Source organism: Clostridium sp. YIM B02506 (assembly GCF_022324845.1).
Taxonomy (GTDB): domain Bacteria; phylum Bacillota; class Clostridia; order Clostridiales; family Clostridiaceae; genus Clostridium_T; species Clostridium_T intestinale.
On record NZ_JAKGTG010000007.1, the window covers coordinates 142,000 to 162,291 of the forward strand.

17 protein-coding genes and 1 pseudogene are annotated in these 20,292 nt (G+C 30.2%); 6 read left to right on the forward strand and 12 right to left on the reverse strand.

Features of this window, described 5'->3' with window-relative positions; all coding sequences use genetic code 11:
• Window positions 1-39: 39 nt before the first annotated feature.
• The 5 genes from buk to cdaA all read right to left on the reverse strand — a co-directional run bounded on the left by buk (window position 40) and on the right by cdaA (window position 5,920).
• Window positions 40-1,110: a butyrate kinase gene (gene buk, locus L1S49_RS08115; protein WP_238903454.1), complete on the reverse strand. Its 1,071-nt coding sequence runs from the start codon at window positions 1,108-1,110 to the stop codon at window positions 40-42.
• A 19-nt stretch (window positions 1,111-1,129) separates the two neighbouring features.
• Window positions 1,130-2,035, reverse strand: coding sequence for a phosphate butyryltransferase (gene ptb / locus L1S49_RS08120; RefSeq protein ID WP_238903455.1), 906 nt, complete (start codon window positions 2,033-2,035; stop codon window positions 1,130-1,132).
• A gap of 228 nt (window positions 2,036-2,263) precedes the next feature.
• Window positions 2,264-3,862 (reverse strand): FAD-dependent protein, encoded by a 1,599-nt coding sequence (locus L1S49_RS08125; RefSeq protein ID WP_238903456.1) that lies wholly within the window; start codon window positions 3,860-3,862, stop codon window positions 2,264-2,266.
• A 16-nt stretch (window positions 3,863-3,878) separates the two neighbouring features.
• A complete protein-coding gene (locus L1S49_RS08130) occupies window positions 3,879-5,096 on the reverse strand; it encodes a CdaR family protein (protein ID WP_238903458.1) in 1,218 nt (405 codons plus the stop codon).
• Window positions 5,063-5,920 (reverse strand): diadenylate cyclase CdaA, encoded by an 858-nt coding sequence (cdaA, locus tag L1S49_RS08135; protein WP_021800212.1) that lies wholly within the window; start codon window positions 5,918-5,920, stop codon window positions 5,063-5,065. The genes L1S49_RS08130 and cdaA overlap by 34 nt, the downstream gene beginning before the upstream one ends.
• A 158-nt stretch (window positions 5,921-6,078) precedes the next feature.
• Between cdaA and L1S49_RS08140 the strand changes: the two genes are divergently transcribed.
• On the forward strand, window positions 6,079-6,990 hold the full coding sequence (locus L1S49_RS08140) for a hypothetical protein (protein ID WP_238903461.1): 912 nt from the start codon (window positions 6,079-6,081) through the stop codon (window positions 6,988-6,990).
• Window positions 6,991-7,061: 71 nt separating this feature from the next.
• Complete coding sequence (locus tag L1S49_RS08145; RefSeq protein ID WP_021800209.1) at window positions 7,062-7,673, forward strand: cell wall hydrolase; 612 nt, start codon at window positions 7,062-7,064, stop codon at window positions 7,671-7,673.
• A 23-nt stretch (window positions 7,674-7,696) separates the two neighbouring features.
• Here L1S49_RS08145 and L1S49_RS08150 read toward each other — a convergent pair whose 3' ends face one another.
• The 6 genes from L1S49_RS08150 to ptsP form a co-directional block, all read right to left on the reverse strand.
• Complete coding sequence (locus L1S49_RS08150; protein WP_238903463.1) at window positions 7,697-8,554, reverse strand: NAD(P)/FAD-dependent oxidoreductase; 858 nt, start codon at window positions 8,552-8,554, stop codon at window positions 7,697-7,699.
• Window positions 8,555-8,572: 18 nt separating this feature from the next.
• Window positions 8,573-8,884: a thioredoxin gene (trxA, locus tag L1S49_RS08155; RefSeq protein ID WP_021800208.1), complete on the reverse strand. Its 312-nt coding sequence runs from the start codon at window positions 8,882-8,884 to the stop codon at window positions 8,573-8,575.
• 83 nt (window positions 8,885-8,967) lie between these two features.
• Window positions 8,968-10,146, reverse strand: a complete 1,179-nt coding sequence (gene iadA / locus L1S49_RS08160) for a beta-aspartyl-peptidase (protein ID WP_238903465.1) — start codon at window positions 10,144-10,146, stop codon at window positions 8,968-8,970.
• 17 nt (window positions 10,147-10,163) lie between these two features.
• On the reverse strand, window positions 10,164-11,387 hold the full coding sequence (locus L1S49_RS08165; RefSeq protein WP_181601602.1) for a tetratricopeptide repeat protein: 1,224 nt from the start codon (window positions 11,385-11,387) through the stop codon (window positions 10,164-10,166).
• Between the two features lie 165 nt (window positions 11,388-11,552).
• On the reverse strand, window positions 11,553-12,848 hold the full coding sequence (locus L1S49_RS08170; protein WP_238903466.1) for a homoserine dehydrogenase: 1,296 nt from the start codon (window positions 12,846-12,848) through the stop codon (window positions 11,553-11,555).
• A 256-nt stretch (window positions 12,849-13,104) separates the two neighbouring features.
• Complete coding sequence (ptsP, locus tag L1S49_RS08175) at window positions 13,105-14,721, reverse strand: phosphoenolpyruvate--protein phosphotransferase (protein WP_238903468.1); 1,617 nt, start codon at window positions 14,719-14,721, stop codon at window positions 13,105-13,107.
• A 368-nt stretch (window positions 14,722-15,089) separates the two neighbouring features.
• Here ptsP and L1S49_RS08180 point away from each other — a divergent pair, with 368 nt between their 5' ends.
• Window positions 15,090-17,093, forward strand: a complete 2,004-nt coding sequence (locus tag L1S49_RS08180) for a sigma 54-interacting transcriptional regulator (protein ID WP_238903470.1) — start codon at window positions 15,090-15,092, stop codon at window positions 17,091-17,093.
• A gap of 49 nt (window positions 17,094-17,142) precedes the next feature.
• Here L1S49_RS08180 and L1S49_RS08185 read toward each other — a convergent pair whose 3' ends face one another.
• Window positions 17,143-17,727, reverse strand: coding sequence for a DUF1836 domain-containing protein (locus tag L1S49_RS08185; protein ID WP_238903472.1), 585 nt, complete (start codon window positions 17,725-17,727; stop codon window positions 17,143-17,145).
• A 219-nt stretch (window positions 17,728-17,946) separates the two neighbouring features.
• Between L1S49_RS08185 and L1S49_RS08190 the strand changes: the two genes are divergently transcribed.
• The 3 genes and pseudogenes from L1S49_RS08190 to L1S49_RS08200 form a co-directional block, all read left to right on the forward strand.
• Window positions 17,947-18,594 carry a hemolysin III family protein gene (locus L1S49_RS08190; RefSeq protein ID WP_238903474.1) on the forward strand — a complete coding sequence of 216 codons (648 nt, stop codon included), beginning with the start codon at window positions 17,947-17,949 and terminating at the stop codon, window positions 18,592-18,594.
• A gap of 162 nt (window positions 18,595-18,756) precedes the next feature.
• Window positions 18,757-20,016 (forward strand): hypothetical protein, encoded by a 1,260-nt coding sequence (locus L1S49_RS08195; protein WP_238903475.1) that lies wholly within the window; start codon window positions 18,757-18,759, stop codon window positions 20,014-20,016.
• Between the two features lie 29 nt (window positions 20,017-20,045).
• Window positions 20,046-20,174 (forward strand): annotated as a pseudogene (locus L1S49_RS08200) (alanyl-tRNA editing protein AlaX-L); the annotation flags it as partial.
• Window positions 20,175-20,292: the final 118 nt, after the last annotated feature.

The window sequence follows — 20,292 nt, forward strand, 5'->3', positions numbered from 1 at the left end:
AGGTTTTCTGCATTTTGCAGAAAACCTCCTCATTTTATATTATTTATATTCTTTTGCTTTTTCTTCGTTATCTAATACTCTTATAGTCCCTTGAGCTAAGGCTAAAAGTTCATCTTCTCCTGGATAAACTATTATTGGAGCTATCCAACCTGCTTTTTTAGTTACATCCCTAACTATATCCTTACTATACGCTATTCCTCCAGTTAGAATAATAGCATCCACTTTTCCATCAAGTACAACTGCATATTCACCTATTGCTTTACAAACTTGATATGCAAAAGCATTATATATAGCTGTAGATTTTTCGTCACCAGCTTTAACAGCATCCTCTACTACTCTAGCATCATTAGTGTCTAGATATGCTACATACCCACCATTACCTACTATTTTCTTATAAAGTTCTGCTTGTGTATACTTTCCACTGAAGCATAGTTTTATTAAGTCTCCAGCTGGAGTAGACCCAGCTCTTTCTGGAGAGAATGGACCTTCTCCATCTAATGCATTATTTACATCTATAATTCTACCAGCTTTATGAGCACCTACAGATACTCCTCCGCCCATATGAACTACTACTAAGTTAACATCTTCATAAGCCTTTCCTTGCTCTTTTGCATATCTTTTAGCTACAGCTTTTTGATTTAAAGCATGGAATATTGATTTTCTTGGCAGTTCTGGAACTCCTGAAAATCTTGCTACATCCTCTAATTCATCAACGACAACCGGATCAACTATAAATGCTCTTACCCCGACTTCTTTAGCGATTTCATTAGCTAATATAGCGCCTAAGTTAGAAGCATGTTGTCCATATTTAGCTAGCTTTAAATCTTCAAGTAAAGTTTCATTTACTTCATAAGTACCACCAGGGATAGGTTTAAGCATTCCACCTCTACCTACTATAGCACTTAAAGTTTCTATATCAAAATTATTTTCTTTTAATGCTTCAAGTATTATTCCTTTTCTAAAATCTTTTTGAGCATATATAGATTCGTATTTACCTATTTCTTCTGCAGAATGTCTTAGTGTTTTCTCAAAAACTTCCTTTTCATTTTCATAAACACCTATTTTAGTTGAAGTAGAACCAGGATTTATTATTAGTAATTTATAAGCCATGATAGCATCTCCCTTATAATTATTTACTTTCTGCTACTAATGCAGCTAAAGCTATTGAATTAACTTTAGTTTCAACAGAGTCTGCTCTAGAAGTTAATATAACTGGTGATGAAGTTCCTACTAAACAGCCCCCATTTCTTGAGTGAGATAGATATGTTAAGCATTTATACATAACATTTGCTGTTTCTATATCTGGAAGCAAAAATACATCTGCTTTTCCTGCTACTGGACTATTTATATTCTTATGCTGAGCCGCTTCCTCTGAAAGTGCATTATCAAGTGCTAAAGGACCATCAACTATACATCCCTTAATTTGTCCTCTTTCACTCATTTTTGATAACATAGCTGCATCTATAGTTGCTTTCATATCGGTATTAACTACTTCAACTGCACATATTGGTGCAACCTTAGGTACTTCTATGCCACATGCATGAGCCACCTTAACTGAATTGTTTATTATATCAACTTTTGCTTTTAAATCTGGGTAAGTATTAAATGCTGCATCTGTTAAAAATAAAAGTCTATCAAACTTATCTATATCAAAAACAGCTACATGAGACATTAATTTACCCGTTCTTAATCCAACCTCTTTATTTAAAACACTTCTTAAAAAAGTTGCTGTATCTACTAATCCTTTCATAAGCATATCCGCTCTACCTGTAGAAACTAACTGAACTGCAAATAAAGCTGCTTTTTTTGCATCTGCTTCGTGGATAATTTCAAATTTAGTTAAATCCATATCTAACGTTTTAGCTATTTTTTCAATTTTCCCCTTATCCCCAACTAATATAGCATCTGCAATTCCTTGCTCTTTAGCAACTTTTATAGCTTCAAGTACTGGTTCATCTTGAGCTACAGCTACAGCTACTTTTTTTCTGCTTACACTTTGTAATTTTGATAATAATTCATCAAAGTTTTTGCTCATGTATTACACCTCTTTTATAAATTTATTAATATTTCAATGTTTAATTAGCATTTTTTAGAATATTATTAATTATAATCCATATTTATTGTTAATTTTATAACAATAAAGAGTAAAATTTTTTCCTATCTCTATTCTATCAGAAAAAAATACTAAAGCTCCTTTTTTCAGAATATTTAAATTAATCTTTTTTAACTAGGCAATTAATTTTTACTAATTACCTAGTTAATATTAAATTGGCTTAAACTCTTTAATTATATTCTCAGCTGCTTTTATTCCATCTACAGCTGCTGATATTATTCCACCAGCAAAACCCGCACCTTCTCCTGTTGGATATAGTCCTTCTACAGATACACTTTCAAGTTTTTCATTTCTTTTCATCCTAACAGGTGCTGATGTTCTAGTTTCAATGCCTGTCATTACAGCATCTTTATCCCCAAAACCTTTTATCTTTCTATCAAAAGCCGTTAATCCTTCTTTCAATCCATCAATAACATAGCTTGGTAGACATTTACTCATATCAGTTAACTCATAAGCAGGCATATAGCTCGGTTTAACATTTCCAATAAGTTTTGATCTTTCTCCTCTTAAGAAATCTCCCACTAATTGTACTGGAGCTATGTAATCCCCGCCACCAGCCTCGTAAGCTAGTTGTTCATATTTTCTTTGAAATTCTATTCCTGATAAAGGCGATTTTGTATCAAAGTCTTCTGGTCCTACTGTCACAACAATAGCCGAATTTGCATTTTCTTCACTTCTAGAATTATAACTCATGCCATTAGTAACTAATCTATTTTCCTCAGAAGCTGTTGCAACAACTAACCCTCCTGGGCACATGCAGAAAGAATATATTCCTCTTCCTGTTTTTTCACCTTTATGTGTTAATCTATATTCAGCTGCCTTTAATCTTGGATGTCCAGCATATTTACCATATTGATTCCTATCTATAAGCTCTTGAGGATGCTCAACTCTTACCCCTATTGCAAAAGGTTTTTGTGCCATGTCAACACCTATTTTATGAAGCATTTCGTAAGTATCTCTTGAGCTATGTCCTATTGCAAGTATCAATCTTTCACAAGGTATAATATCCTCATTTACTTTTATAGCTTTAACTTTTCCATTTTCTATTGTTATATCTTTAAGTAGTGAGTTAAAATGAACTTCTCCACCTAACTCTATAATTTCATTTCTTATTTTCTCAACAACCTTCTTTAATACATCTGTTCCTACATGAGGTTTAGCTTTATATAAAATCTCCTCTGAAGCTCCACCTTTAACCAATGCCTGCAATACATAATCACATCTGTAGTCTTTTATTCTTGTAGTTAATTTTCCGTCTGAGAATGTTCCTGCTCCACCTTCTCCAAATTGAACATTAGATTCCTTATTTAGTATTCCCTTTTCCCAAAATAGTTCTACAGTTTTGCTTCTTTTATTAACTTCTTCTCCACGTTCAAATACGATAGGCTTATATCCATTTCTAGCTAATAAAAGTGCTCCAAACAAACCAGCTGGTCCCATTCCTATAACTACAGGTCTATTTTTTAGCTTTTTATCACCAATACTTAAATTATCACTATAGTCCATATCCTCTAGCTTTACATCTTTATCTTTAAGCTTGTTTACAATTGACATCTCATTTTCTATTTCTACATCTATACAATAATTAAATTTTATTAAATCTTTTTTTCTAGCATCAATTGATTCCTTCACTATTTTTATTTCTGGTACATCACTTAAAGGTATATTTAATTTTTTAGCCACCTTTTTTTTTAATAATGAAGTATCCTCTTCTATATTTAAGCTTAAATTATTTATCCTAATTGACATATTTCCTCCTCTAAAACTACTGTTCTTTTTTTGTTATAGTAGCTTTAACTTTATCATTAGATGTTATAGTTATATTCTCTATTGAATTATCAAAAGTTATCTTAGGTGAAATATCATAACTTCCTTCTATTAAAGAAGTTAAATCAACCTCTCCTTTAAACATATTAACATTTACCTTGTTTACGCTGCTCTCATTACCTTTTACAGTTACCTTAACCTCAGTTTTACTTAAAGCCGAATTATAATTATCTCCTAATCCTTTAGAAATTAGAGAAACCGAGAAATCCTTAGAGATTATCTTCTCTACTTCCACATTTACAGATACAGTATTATCTACACTCTGTACACCTTCTGGTAGACTTAACTTTACGCTGATATCTGTTGTGGTAGTTATTTTAGATAAATCTATGGCTTCAGTATATACTTCAGATATTTTATCAGTTATGTCTTTATCTCCTTTTAACTCTATATAGGTTTTAGAAGGAGTTATAGCTTTTATTGCCAAGTCACTCCTTAGTTGCCCTGAAGTTTTAATGCTTACTTTAGCCGGCTTTAACTGTCTTACTGGAACGGTTATATCAACTGTAGATGGTTGAATAGTTACATTTTCGACTACTTTATTTTCATCATCTACAGCTTTTAGCTGTACCGTAGAGAGTAAATCAGAATCTAAACTTTTAAATTCTCCTTTAGCTACTACATTTTGAACTGAATTAACATATTCTGCTGGCCCAGATATATTTACCTTGTTATAAGACAAAGTGGTCTCCCCTAAATAATATCCACTTTTAGCTGTTAATGTTAACTCCTGCTTTATTGATACACTTCTAGTCTGAAGTTCATCAATCACTATATTTACTTTCAAATTACTACTCTTTTTAATATTTATATTATCTGGATAATCTACTATCTCTACAGGTACGCTGTTTTCACCCTTTTTAAGTACATAATCTCCTAAATCTACGGTTATTTTAAACTGATCTCTCTTTACAGAATAAAGCTCTGATCTAGGTCCCTCCAGCTTCAAGTCTACATAAACAACTTGATTTGGCGATAAAGTTAAACCTGAGTTATTAAGTGCTGTTTCATTTATTAGTTCAACAGGTACCTTATCTAGATTATAGGTGGTGACAGGATTTTCTACATTCGATATGTAAAGCCATAATCCGAAGGAAAGTACTAAACAAATTAGTTGTATTATTATTTGTCGTTTTTTACTACTTTTCTGATCCATACTTTCACCCTTTCTCCTGCTGTTTTAACTCGCTTACTCTGTTTATTTTCTATAACCTTAACTAAAATAGTCCTTAATTTTTCTTTATCATAATTTCTAGTTAATCTTCCATTGATAGCTAAGGAGATGGTACCAGTCTCTTCCGATACTATTATTATTATTGCATCACAAATTTCAGATAATCCTATTGCTGCTCTATGTCTTGTTCCTAATTTCTTATTAATATCATTATTTGAGGTTAGCGGTAAAACACATCCAGATGCAACTATTCTACTATTTTTAATAATTGTAGCACCATCATGTAGTGGAGTGTTAACTACAAAGATATTTTCAAGCATAGCCGATGAAACCAATCCATCTATCCTAGTTCCACTGGCCATAAAGTCTCCTAAGCCTGTACTTTGTTCAATTACAATCAAAGCTCCTGTTTTAGTTTTTGCTAATGCATCTACTGCAATAACTACTTCATTTATAGTTTTATTTATTTCTTCTTTATCTTGTACTGTATGAATATCATCAAAAGCACTTCTTCCCAAATGCTCTAAAGCTCTTCTTATTTCAGGTTGAAATATTATTACTATTGTTAATACTCCAATGGTAATAGTTTTATTCAAAATAACATATAACATGTTCAATCTAAGTACATAGCTAATAGGAATAAGTACAACTATAAATAGTATTCCTTTCAAAAGCTGCTCAGCTCTAGTATCTTTAATAAGCATATAAGATTTATAGAATATATACGCTACTACTAGAATATCTAAAACGGACCAAACTGATATATTTTTAATTGTATTAATAGTTAAATTTATGAACTCGTTCAAACTCTTCACCTCCAGCTAACCCTTATGTATATCTTAGATTATACACCAATTTTTACATTCTTAGTATCATTCCTGTCACAAATTTGTATAAAGTAATCATTAAATCAATAGGATTAACATAATATTAAATATACTTATTATAGAAATGGGGGATTTAAATGAAAATTAAAAATAATCTTCATTATATTATTCTTATAATCGTCTTGTTTATGCTTGTTACTTATATAGGATTTGATTATTTTTCTAAATCTAAAAACACTTCATTGATACCATTTACTATTTCATCAATTAACAACTCCTATAATGATTTAGATGGAGTTAATTATGACTTTGATAATATCGTTGAAATATGTAAAGAAAACTTAAATGCGATTAGTTCTTTAAAAGCTAAGGATAGAGACTATTCAGAACTACTTAACAATTATAACTCTTACTTTACTAGTTTTATATCACTAAAAGATAACAAAAATCCTGCTTCTAATTATATTATCGTACTAAATTCATTATTAGAAACCCTTGAAGACATTAAAAGTTATTATTCAAACGATGATACTTCTTCTACTATAAAAAACTTTCAATCTTTTTATAAATACAATAGAACTTTTTTACTTAAAGAACTTGACTCTGCTAAAAAATCTCTTAATGCTGAGATTACTAATTCTATAACAACCGATTACTCTAATTCCATGAATAAATTTTATTCAACCTTATCAGCAATATGTCAGAACTTAACACCAGCTCTTCAAAGATGTTATGATAACAAATCAACTGTAGATAATATACTTAATGATGTTTATATAAAACAGGCTGATATCAAAACACTAAAAGAAGAGATAACAAAAGTATCTATACCGCCAGAATATTATTCAAGTTTTGAAGGGCTACAAGAGTTAATAAAGCTATGTGACATATATTTAGAATCCATGAGAGAGGTATTGGTTGCAGAATCCTCTTCTCCTTCTTATGATAAGGAACTTAAAGACATATATGAAAATCCATTTTCAAAATATGATGACTTAACTATAAGACTTTCCGAATACAGAGAAAGTAATTCTCCTATAATCAAATAAATTTTATGTATTAATATCTTTTTTTGGGTTAAACTACCTTAGAACAGGGTTTATCCAAAAGGAGGAGAAATATGAAGAAATTCTATTTATTTTTATTCTTCTTTTTAACCTTTTTCTTTTTTTTAGGTGGTTACAGGGCATATTCTGTAGAGAAAATAGTCCCTAAGGATTTGACCAACAATATAAGTCTTATGGATATTGACAGCATAAATGGGGAGAGAAGATTATTAACCATTAATAAAAATGAGACTAAAGATTTATACAAGGAAAAAGAAGAAGTTGTTGAAGTTTTTTCTTACAACAACAAAACTCTGTATATTACAGAAGACGACTTAAATTTAATGGCTAAAATTGTTCATGCGGAATCAAAAGGGGAACCTCAGCAGGGTAAAATTGCAGTTGCATCTGTAATTTTAAACAGGGTAACTGACCCTAAATTTCCGGACACTATAAGAGAAGTCATAATGCAAAAAAATGCATTCTCTTGTGTTGTAAATGGAGAGATTAATGTAACTCCTAATGAAGCATCATACGCTGCTGTTTACGATGCTATTAAAGGAGTGGATCCAACAAACGAAGCCTTGTTCTTCTACAATCCATCCATAGCAACTTGTAGTTGGATGAAGAATGTAGAAAAGAAAAAAGTAACTAATATCGGACATCATGTTTTCTTCTGTACTTAAAAAAGGTCGCTTATAGCGACCTTTTACAATTTACTTACATATGAAACTGCATTAAGCGCAGCTATCAAACCTTCTCCAGCAGCTTTTATATACTGGTGCGGTCTTCCTACACAGTCACCTGCTGCAAAACATCCCTTTAAATTTGTAGCCATATTCCTATCAACTTTAATATGTCCATCTTCAACTTCTAATCCAGGAACTAATTGATCTGGAGATATAGCATCTCTTAAAAAGAATATTCCATCAGTTATGATTTCTCTATTTTTAAGTTTAAGTTTCTCTACTTTACCTTCGCCTACAACCTGCTCAGGAGTATCAAATACAACTTCTACTTTTTCACTTAATGCATAAACTCCTTTATACATAGGTATATAATAAACTTTTGAAGCCAGCTCACTTACATAATTAGCTTCTTCTTCACTTTCAGTATTATACCCCACTATGGTAACAACTTTTCCTTTATACAAAGGAGCATCACAGGTCGCACAATATCCAACACCCTTGCCTAATAGATTTTCTTCTCCATCAATAGGTTTCGTATATTCCACACCTGTAGCTAAGATTACAGAACTAGCTTCATAAATCTTATCATTAACCATTAGTGCATAATAATCTCCCATAGCATATATGTTATTGACTCTTTCATAATTAATACTTATGTGCATTTCTTTAATATGCTTTTCAAAAGAATCCTTAAGTTCTGTACCTTTTATGCCTGGAAGTCCTAAATAGTTATTTATTTTAGGAGCTTTAGTAAGCTTTGTACTAAACTCCTTATTTCCAAATATTATAAAATTTTTATTTCTAATTTTGGCATTTATAGCAGCTGAAAGCCCTGCAGGACCAGTTCCAACAATAGCTATATCATATCTCTCACTCATAATATATCTCCCAACATATTAAATGTGTTTTTTAAGTTCGGCTGCAAGAACCTCTTTAGGTTTAAAACCAGTTATAGAGTTAACTAATTCTCCACTTTTAAATACCTTTAGAGTTGGTATTGTTGTTACTCCATACTCGTTAGCTAAAGCCGGATTCTTATCAACATCTAGTTTCACGAACTTTACAGCATCCATATCTTGAGAAAGAGAGTCTAATACAGGAGCTAGCATCTTACATGGACCACACCAAGTCGCCCAAAAATCAACTACCACAACTCCATCGTGTTCTTTAACCTCTTCATTAAAATTATTTACATCTACTTGTAACATATTTATACCTCCTTATACCCCCTTAGGGTATTATATGGTATTAATTATAGATTTAGTTTTTCTATTTGTCAACAAAATATATGTCAGCTCTTTTCAAAGGTTCCTTTGATTAATACCTCTTTATTTTTCATTAATATCTTCCCTTTGGCTATAACAGTATCTATTTCTAAATTATCTTTATCTAAAAGAAGAATATCTGCATCTTTACCTTTTTCTATAAGCCCTTTATTCTCCAACTTTAAAATATGTGCTACATTAGAAGTAACTACTTGAAGCACATCCTCTAGCGGTAGTTTTTCTATTAATACAGCATCCTTAAATTCCCTATATAATGATTCTGGTAAACATATACCTACACCTATTATTTGATTTCTTTCATCAAATACTGGTAAACTACCATTACCATCAGAAGAGAAACTTATTTGTTTTAAAGGAACTCCCTCACTTAACATTCTTTTAAGTCCATTACTTGCCTTTACCTCATCTTGTTCTAGGTGTTCAGGATCAGAGGCTGTAGTTAAATCTACATATCCACCATCCTTAGCATATTTTATAGCATCTATAAAAAGTTTCTCATTTCTATTAACATGAGTTGGAAGTAATTGCTCTAAAGGTATTTCCCCCTCTTCTTTTACTCTGAAAAGATAGTTCATCTTATTATTTCCATTACCTAAATGTATATTTACAATTCCTGCTTTACCAGATAAAAGTCCGCCTACTCTAGTATCTGCAACTACTTTTATAAACTCACTATAAGTAGCTTGAGAACTTCTACTGTCACTTATAGCAACTTCTCCAACTCCTATAACCTTTTGCAGAAGAATTATATCATTTTTAATGTTCTCAGTAGCTGTAATAACAGGTATATCATAAGATCCTGTATAACAATATGTTGTTATACCTTCTTCCTCTAAAGCATAAGCTTTAGCTAAAAGTGCTTTTAAGTTTCTAGTGATTCCATCCGTTCCTATACATCCAACTACAGTAGTGGTTCCAGCTTTTATAAATTCACCTAAAGATATTTCTGGCGTCCTGCTTTTAAATCCATCTTCCCCACCAGCTCCCATTATATGTACATGAGAGTCAATAAATCCTGGAACAGCTATAAAGCCCTCTCCATCTATAACATCAATTTCTAAAAAATCCTTTGGAATTTTAATGCTATCATAAATCCCTTCAATTTTGTCATTGGCAAGTACTATAACTTTCCTACCTTCATATTTTGGTGCATATAGCTCTACATTCTTTATGATTTTTATCATTGATGTACCTCCTAAAACTATTGTCCTAATATTTCCTTAATATTAGAGTTATTATACATGGAGTTACTGTATGTATCTTTGATAATTTGAGCATATTTTTTACTTTCTTCCTTATTTATATCTTTATTTATCATAGCTAATTTATAAGTTACCTCTGCTCTATAATCACCATCTGCAAATTCATTTAAGTAATACTTATATTGCTCTATTGCTTTATCATACTCCTCCAACTTTTCATAACAAGAAGCTATCATATAAGCAACATGAGGTCTTAAATAGTTTCCCTCACTTATACTATACGCTTTCTCATATTCTTTTATAGCATTCCCAAAATCTTTAGATTTAAATAATGTATTTCCTTTATCATAAAAATGTTTTACTCCCTCTAAATCTAACAATTCTTTAGATTGACTATATAGCTTCTTTTGATTAGTATCTAAGGTGTTTTTATCCACATCTTTGATAAATTCACCAATTTTTTCGTAATCCTTGCTAGATATATAGCTCTTTAAATCATCCCAATTCTTAACAGTCAATTCCTTTTTAACTAATTCATCAATTTTTGCATCATTTTCTTTTTGTTCAGCACTTTCATTAATAGTTATATCACTGCTTGTATTATCTTTTCCTTTAATCATTGAACTTATAGGCTTTATTAATACAACTATTGCTAATACAACTACTAACGAAGCTCCTATAACTATTTTTTGCTTTTGAGTAACCTTTGGTTTTTCTTCTGGGAAATCAGCTATTTCCTTTTTTAATTCCTTTAACTCTTCATTATTTCTATCTTTTTCTGCTACTTTTATTAAATGAAATTTAGCTTTATCTTGTTCACCTAGTTTAAGGTAACATTTAGCTATTAATATGTTTACATTTATAAAATTAAAGTCACTCTCTCTACATTCTTCTAAAATCTCTAAAGCTTCTTTGATTTTTGTTTTATTAAATAAGGAATTTGCTTGAACATACATCTCTAATTTATTAGAATCTTCCTCTAAAGAAATTAAATATTTTTTAGCAGTTTCATCGTCATTAAAATCCTTACATATCTTCCATGTAGCTTTAGCACCTTCATAATCACCTTCTATATATAACAATAAGCCTTTTAAATTAATTAATGCAGCATTTGAAAGCCCTAATGACATCCCTATTTCGCATACATCTAAAGCCTTTTCTAAGTTACCATTTGAATAATGTTTCATTGCTCTATTATAAAGTTTACTTCCTTCATTTTTCATTATTAACATCACCTCAACATATTTCTACATAAAATTATATCATATATAAAAAACTAGATGGTTAACAAAATGAAAAACATTGTAGGAAATTTAAGGATTATATAATAAAACATCACAAAAAAGAGCTTTATATCTATATTATTGATACAAAGCTCTTTAAATATATTATTTACTATTAAAACTTTCTATTCTAAGTATATTATCCACACTTTCCAAAGAGTCTAATTCCTTTATTCTATCTACGGAATTCATTAAATCTCCCTCTTTAGTATGGTGAGTTATTATAACTAATGAGGCACTATCTGCTTCTCTCTCTCTTTGAATGATTGATCTCATACTTACATTATTTTTACCAAAGATAGTAGTTATATCTCCTAATACTCCTGGTTTATCTTTTACTGTTATTCTTAAATAATACCTTCTATTAACCTCTGACATAGGTTTAAGATTTCTTTCCCATAAATTATTCTTTATAGCAGAATAATTTTCTAGATTACTTTCGTTTCTTAATACAGAAAGTATATCTCCAACCACAGCTGAACCAGTTGGTAAATCTCCTGCTCCTCTTCCATAAAGCATTAAATCTCCTACTGCATTTCCTTTAATGAATATAGCATTAAAAGAATCATAAACATTTGCTAGTGGATGAGTTTTAGGTATAAGAGTTGGATGTACTCTCAGCTCTAATTCTCCATTTACATCTTTAGCAATAGCTAAAAGCTTTATTACAAAACCTAATTCCTTAGCATATTTTATATCCATAGAATTTATTTTAGTGATTCCTTCTCTATAGATATCTTCATATCTTATCTTAGTTCCAAAGGCTAAAGATGATATTATAGCCAACTTATAAGTAGCATCATATGCTTCTATATCTGATGTTGGATCTGCTTCTGCGTAGCCCTTTTCTTGAGCTTCTTTTAAAGCATCATCAAAATCCATGTCTTCTAGTTCCATTTTAGATAATATATAATTAGTTGTTCCGTTAACTATTCCATAAAGCTGTTCAATTTTATTTGCAGCTAAACTTTCATTAACCCCTTGAATTATAGGAATTCCTCCTGCTACTGAAGCTTCATAATAGAACATTACACCTTCTCTATCTGCCGCTTCAAATAACTCCTCTCCTTCAGTTGCTAAAACCATTTTATTAGCTGTAACTACATGTTTTTTCTTACTCATTGCCTCTAACATATATTCTTTGGCAGGGTTTACTCCTCCCATAAGTTCTACAACTATCTTTATTTCTTTATCTTCTACTATGTCTAAATAATTTGTTGTTAATATTTCATCTAGAACTTCTACCCCTCTAGCTTTATCTTTATCTCTAACTAGAATCTTAGAAATTTCTACATCATAACCAGAACGCTTTCTTATCTCTTCTCCGTTCTCATTAATTATATTCCAAACTCCTCTTCCTACATTACCTAAACCTAATAAGGCAATCTTTATCTTTTTCATTACGCTCCCCCTTTTTATTTAATAAAACACCCCAATGAAATAAATAAAAAGTCAAATATAAATTATATTATATCTATATTTTAAATAAAATTCCACATAAATATTCCTATAAAAAAATATACGTTACCTTCTATAGCAATTTTCATCTTTAAATGTCCGAACATTCGAATGTTCGGACATTTAAAGATAAAAAAAAGAAGAAGTGATTTCTCACTTCTCCAATACGCATTTTGATTAAAGAGCTATCTATATATATCTATTGCTCCATTATTAATTTTTTAGCATTTAGCATTGATGAAGCACTCATTGAGAACTCATCTAAGCCATATTCTACTAGTGTAGGTATAGCTGTTTCATCGCCAGCCATTTCTCCACACATTCCTACCCACTTACCATGTTTGTGTGCACCATCTATTGTCATCTTTATTAATCTTAACACTGCTGGGTGCATTGGGTTATATAAGTATGATACTTTTTCACTCATTCTATCAGCAGCAAGTGTGTACTGAATTAAATCATTTGTTCCTATTGAGAAGAAGTCAACATGTTTTGCTAGTTCATCAGCATAAACAGCTGCAGCTGGAATTTCAACCATGATACCCCATTGAATTTTATCTGAGTATTCTTTTCCTTCAGCTTTTAACTCAACTTTACATTCTTCTACAACTTCTCTTGCAGCTTCGAATTCTTCTAAGCCAGAAATCATTGGGAACATTACTGCAAGATTTCCATAGATAGAAGCTCTTAATAAAGCTCTTAATTGAACTTTAAATATTTCTTTTCTATCTAAACAAAGTCTTATTGCTCTATATCCTAAGAATGGATTCATTTCTTGTGGTAATGGTAGGTATGGAAGAGTTTTATCTCCACCGATATCTAAAGTTCTTATTACAACTTGTTTTCCTTCCATTTTTTCAAGAACATATTTATATGATTCATATTGTTCATCTTCAGTTGGAGCACTATCTCTATCCATATATAAGAACTCAGTTCTGAATAGACCTACTCCATCTCCACCGTTTGCTAATACTTGAAGAACATCTTCTGGCTTACCGATATTTCCACACACTTCAACTCTTTTACCAGCTTTAGTAACTGTTTTAACATCTACTAATTTTCTTAATTCTTCTTGTTCTTTTAAGAAATTTTCTCTTTTAGCTTTATATTCTTCTATTGTAGCATTATCTGGATTTATGATAACATCTCCATTTATACCATCAACTATGATTGTATCTCCAGCTTTAACAGAAGTAGTTATATCACCTAATCCAACAACAGCAGGAATTTCTAAAGTTCTAGCCATTATCGCAGAGTGAGATGTTCTTCCTCCTATATTAGTTAAGAAAGCTATTACCTTACTTCTATCTAATTGAGCAGTATCTGAAGGTGTTAAGTCGTGTGCAACAACTATTGTATCTTCTTCAGTTATAGAGAATGCATCCCCGCCTTTTCCTGCAAGGTTAGCTATTATTCTGCTAGATACGTCTTTTATATCAGCTGCTCTTTCTCTCATGTATTCATCATCCATAGATTCGAATATCATTACAAATGTGTTAGTAACACCTTCTACAGCCTTCATAGCATTTAAGCTATTGTTTTCTATTTCCGCTTCCATTTGTCCACTGAATTCTGGATCGTCAAGAAGTGTTATATGAGCTTCAAATACAGCTGCTTTTTCTTCACCCATTTCTTTAGCAGCTTTTTCTTTTATTTTCTCTAATTGAGCTTTTGATGCGTCTAATGCTATATGTAATTTTTCTTTTTCACCTGCTATATCACTTACTTTTTCATCAGTTATAATTATTTCTTCATGTTCTTGTATATATGCTTTTCCTATAGAATAACCTTTAGAAGCTGCAATTCCTTTTTTCATACTAGAATTCCTCCTTATAAAAATAGCTATTAGCTTATATATTTCTCAATAAATCACCATATAAATAACAAGCAATTATAATGCCAAATATATTGTTTTCAATGCAAACAATAATATTATAACACACTTTTTTAAATTTATATGAAATGTAAATGTTTTTATAGTAAATGTATATTCACACTTTTAACTTTATTTTACAATTACTTAATATTTTGTTGAAAAATTTATCCTAAATTTAAATTTTCCTGATACTTTTTATCAAGAAAATACAAAACCCTTGCTATATTAAGGGTTTATGTTAAAATTATATTGTTGATATTTTTTATCAACCCTATCATTTTTGATAAATTTTATCAAGGAGTGGTCTTATGTATACAAAATCTATATCAATTTTAGACCCCAACGGACTTCATACTAGAATTGCAGCCATGATAGTTAATAAAGTAGATAAGCTAAAATCTAAATATAATGTTAATCTTTATATTCAAAAGCCACCTAAAACTGACTGGCTTGGAGTTTCTATGCTTGCTCTACTTTCTTTAAAGGTTCATTATAAAGAATCTATAAATATAGGGGTAAAAGAACATACCGAAGCTGCTACAGCTGCGCTAGATGAGCTTTATTCATATATACTAACTAAGGTTAATCTTAATTCCTCTATGATGGAACAAATTGATGTATTCATAGAAGAGAGTAAAATAGCTAACGAACAAATTTTAGACTCTATTCCAATAGGAATCGTTGTAATTGACTTAAACTCAAATATAACTTACATAAATGATTATGCTCTTAAGGTATTTGAAAAGGAACATGTTAAATCCATAGGTAAATCTATTGAAAAGATAGTACATAATACTAAACTGCCTAATATAATAGCTAATCCTCAAAAGCAATTTGGGCAGATTCAGCATATAAACGGAAAGATTATCACAGTAAATCGCAGTCCTATTTTTAACAACTCCAAACTTATTGGTGCCTGTGGAGTTTTTCAAGATGTATCTGACATAGTCGGCATGAAGGAATTAAATGAAAAATTCAAAAAAATCCTTGAAAGTTCCCATGACCTAATTTGCTTTGTTGATGAGAATGGTTTTATTAATTATACTAATCCTGCTTATGTGAATTATTTAGGGGATAGTTCCAACTATTTAGGCAAAAGCATTTTTGATATATCCCAAGATGGATTGAGAGTTAAAGTTTTTAATACTAAAGAAAGAGTTGAAAATGTTGTCCATACAAAAAATAATATAGATATTATTTCTACAGTCACTCCTTTATTTATAGATGGAGAATTCAAAGGAGTTTTATCTACCTCTAAGGTAATTTCTGAGATGAAGGACTTAGTTAATAAACTAGAGTTATCTGAAGAACAACTTAAGTATTATAAAGAAGAGCTTTTAAAACACACTCTTAACTCAAAAGCTTTCAGCGGAATAATTGGAATAAGTTCCTCTTTAAAAGATATTTTATATATTTCTCAAAAAGCTTCTGAAAGTACTTCTACAGTTTTAATACGAGGTGATAGTGGAACAGGAAAAGAGCTTATAGCTAGTGCTATCCATCAAAATTCAAATAGAAACAATAAACCTTTCATAAAAGTGAATTGTGCTGCTATACCTGATAACTTGTTAGAAAGTGAATTGTTTGGTTTCGAGAAAGGTTCCTTTACAGGTGCAATTAAATCAAAACCTGGTAAGTTTACTATAGCTGACGGCGGAACTATTTTCTTAGATGAAATAGGCGATATGCCACTATCTATGCAAGTGAAGTTACTTAGAGTTCTTCAAGAAAGAGAAGTTGAAAGCATAGGTGGAATTGCACCACAAAAGATAGATGTTAGAGTAATTGCTGCAACTCACAGAAACTTAGAAGAAATGATTAAAAACGGAGAATTTAGAGAGGATTTATATTATAGACTTAATGTTCTATGCATTCAACTTCCTCCACTAAGAGATAGAAAAGAAGATATTCCTGATTTAGTAGAGTTTTTTATACACAAAATGAACTCTCGATTAAATAAAAATATAAAAGGAATAACTAAAGAAGCTTTAAATCATCTTATAAATTACTCTTGGCCTGGTAATATACGTGAGTTAGAAAATATAATTGAAAGAGCTATTAACCTATCTTCAAGAGACATAATAACTCCAAGAGATCTCCCCTACTATTTTAGAGAAGATGGAAAACATAAAGAAAGTCTCTTACCACTTGATCAAGATGAACTTCTAACCTTCGAAGAGTACGAAAAGATAATTATAGAAAAGGCAATGAAAGTCTATGGTAGTTATAATAAGGCAGGCAAAGCCTTAGGTTTAACTCATAGAACCATATCTTTGAAGTGTAAAAAATACGGAATTGAAGTTAATAGATAGGGTACAGGAGGCTGCATCAATGAGTTTTAACCTCAAATGCAACCTCCTTTTATTTATCTGAGCTATTTATATCATCAACTACCTTCTCTGCAAGCCTTCTATAAAAGTTACTCATATTAACTAATGAGCTCAATAAAATTAATTTCCTATTAAATCCATCTAATACACCCTTTTCAACTTTAAGTTTATCTTCTATGTATTTTAACCTATCTGCGGCACTCTCTTTAAAAAGATTTACATCTTCCCCATATACTTCAGTGTAATCTCTGTATAGACTTCTTATGTCGTACTCTTCATTATTATTTAAAGTTGAAACTATAGGAGTTAAAACTTTTTTTATATCACTTATAGATAAAGAACCCTTCAATTCATATATAAGAGATATAAGTATCAGATGTTCTTTAGAATATTTTTTGTTTTTTATGGGCATAAATATTTTATCTTTTGCATAGTTGTTAATCATAGTTTTGGTTAAAACTTTATCTTCTTCATTCCTTAAAGTTTTATTGTATTTATTTTCGAATAACTGAATTACTTGATCCATGTATAAATCTAGCTCTGGTATTTCATCTAATTCAATAATTTCATCTAAATACAAATTATCTATCAGATTATCTAATTCATTTTTATCCATGTAAACCTCCAAGGTGTAGTTTTATTTACTACATTCTATTATATTTATATCATATACTTTCTAAATTATCGACATTAATTGTAATTTAATATTACTGTAAGAAAATTTTTTAATAAATATGGTAATATATTATTGACATATGGATATAATACCATCATAATATAATCAAGATACAACATAGTTATTATAACTACATGTTGTCACTAGGAGGTTTTGATCATGAATAAATACATTAGAGAACCTATAAATGGACTAACTCATTTATTTGGTGCTATTGCTTCACTTGTTGGATTAATTGCTATGATCGTTAAAATAGCATTTTCCGCAGCCACACCTTTAAATATCACTGCAGTAATAATATTTGGTATTAGCATGATACTGCTTTACTCTGCTTCTGCTACTTATCACATGGTTATTGCTTCTGACAAAGTAATAAGCTTTTTAAGAAAACTTGACCATTCAATGATTTTTGTACTTATTGCTGGTTCCTATACTCCTTTCTGCTTAATTGCTCTAAAAGGCGTTACAGGTTGGGTATTATTTTCAATTATAATGACAATAGCTGTTCTTGGAATATCCTTTAAAATGATTTGGTTCAATTGTCCTAGATGGCTTTCAACTTTAATATATATACTTATGGGATGGATAGCTGTATTTGCTATAGTTCCCCTATATTCTGCCATATCTCTTAATGGAGTTTCTCTTTTAGTATTAGGTGGAATTTTATACACAGTTGGTGGTGTAATTTATGCAGTAAAGCCAAAATTCCTAACTTTTAAACACTTAGGGTTTCATGAGATATTCCACATCTTCATTTTGTTAGGTACATTATCTCATTATTTTTGTATATTTAAATATGTTTTATAGTAAGCTGTTATGTCTGGAGGTAGAGATTCATCCCTACTCCAGATTTTTTTATTTCAGAAAAAATTAAGATATCCTTATGAAAAGTTTTATATACTTACGGTCTTATTAAGCCTTCTATTATGATAAAATAGTATTAATTACTTTGGAGGATATTTGAATTTTATGACTTATTTTATTAATATAGATTTTTTAAATTCTCTTTATAGAGAACTTTGGTGGAATTCTAGTGCTGAGTTAAACTTTAATTTAACTTCTAATGATTACTGGAATAAGATACAGAAGGAAAAACTTTTTAATTCCCAAATTGATATATTTTTAAAACATATCAATCAATTTCCCGAAGATCTTAATAGACGATTGGAATGGAAAGAAGATTTTTATAAACTTATTGATTCTACCATTTATAAAAATGAAATGTTCAGTCTAGGTACTTTAGATAAAACAATGAAGGAAGAATTTATAACTAGTACTAAATTATTTATTAAAAAATGCAGAAGTTTAGATTCTTCATTATCTTTTGAAGATATAGGGCAAGCTTTAAGAAACGTATGGATAGTTAACATTTTTCAAAAAATTTTAAATCTCCCAATGAAATTAACTGATGCTATTTCAGGTTACAGCCTTCTTTATCCCTACACCGATAATTTTTTAGATGATACTACTGTTGATTTAACCACAAAAAAAACTTTCAACTTGAATTTTTCTAAAAGGTTAAAAGGAGAACCTGTAATTTCAAAAAATCCCAATGAAGATATTATTTTTGACTTAGTTTCGCATATAGAATCGGTATTTAATCGCGAGTCTTATCCACTTGTATATGAGAGTCTTCTACTAATTCACAATGCACAAGAAAGAAGTCTGCTTCAACAAGATGCAATTACCCTTCCATATGAAAGTGATATACTTGGTATATCCATTGAAAAAGGAGGCACTTCTGTTTTAGCAGATGCTTATTTAATAGATGGTTCACTTACTAAAGAAGAGGAAATCTTCTCCTATGGCTATGGCTTTTTCCTTCAACTCTGTGATGATCTTCAAGATATAAAAAAAGATTTAGAGAATAATCATATGACGATAATGTCTCAACTAGCCGGTAAATACCCTTTAGACTCAATTACTAATAAACTGATTAATTTAGTATACTATGTAGTTGATACAGCTGATTGTTTTAAGTATTCTAAATCTAATGAGTTAAAAAAACTCATTAAGGATAATTGCATTCAAATGATATTGTTTGCTATTGTTGATAACAGAGAATATTATTCTAAAGAATATATAAATACTATCGAAAAATACTTACCTTTTAGACTTTCTTATATTAAGAATATAAAGAGTAAACTAAGTAAAAAATTTAAAACCCTTAGTTCCTCTTACTATGGTCTGTCTTTAGAAGAAGTGTTTTTGTTTCTACTAGAGGATTAATTCTTACTCAAATTAAAAGGAGATACTAAATGGAAAAACTTTATTACCATAATCAATACGAAAAAACTTTTACTGCAGAAGTACTTGAAGTAATAGAAAAAAATAATGAATTTCATATAAAACTTGATAAGACCTACTTTTATCCTGAAGGAGGAGGCGCACCTTCAATGTCGTCAACTTAGCATAGTATAAATAATAAAATCACGCATAAATAAAAAAAATTAAGCTATTTACATTAAAAAATGGTATAATTAATAGACCTACTGGAAAAGTAGA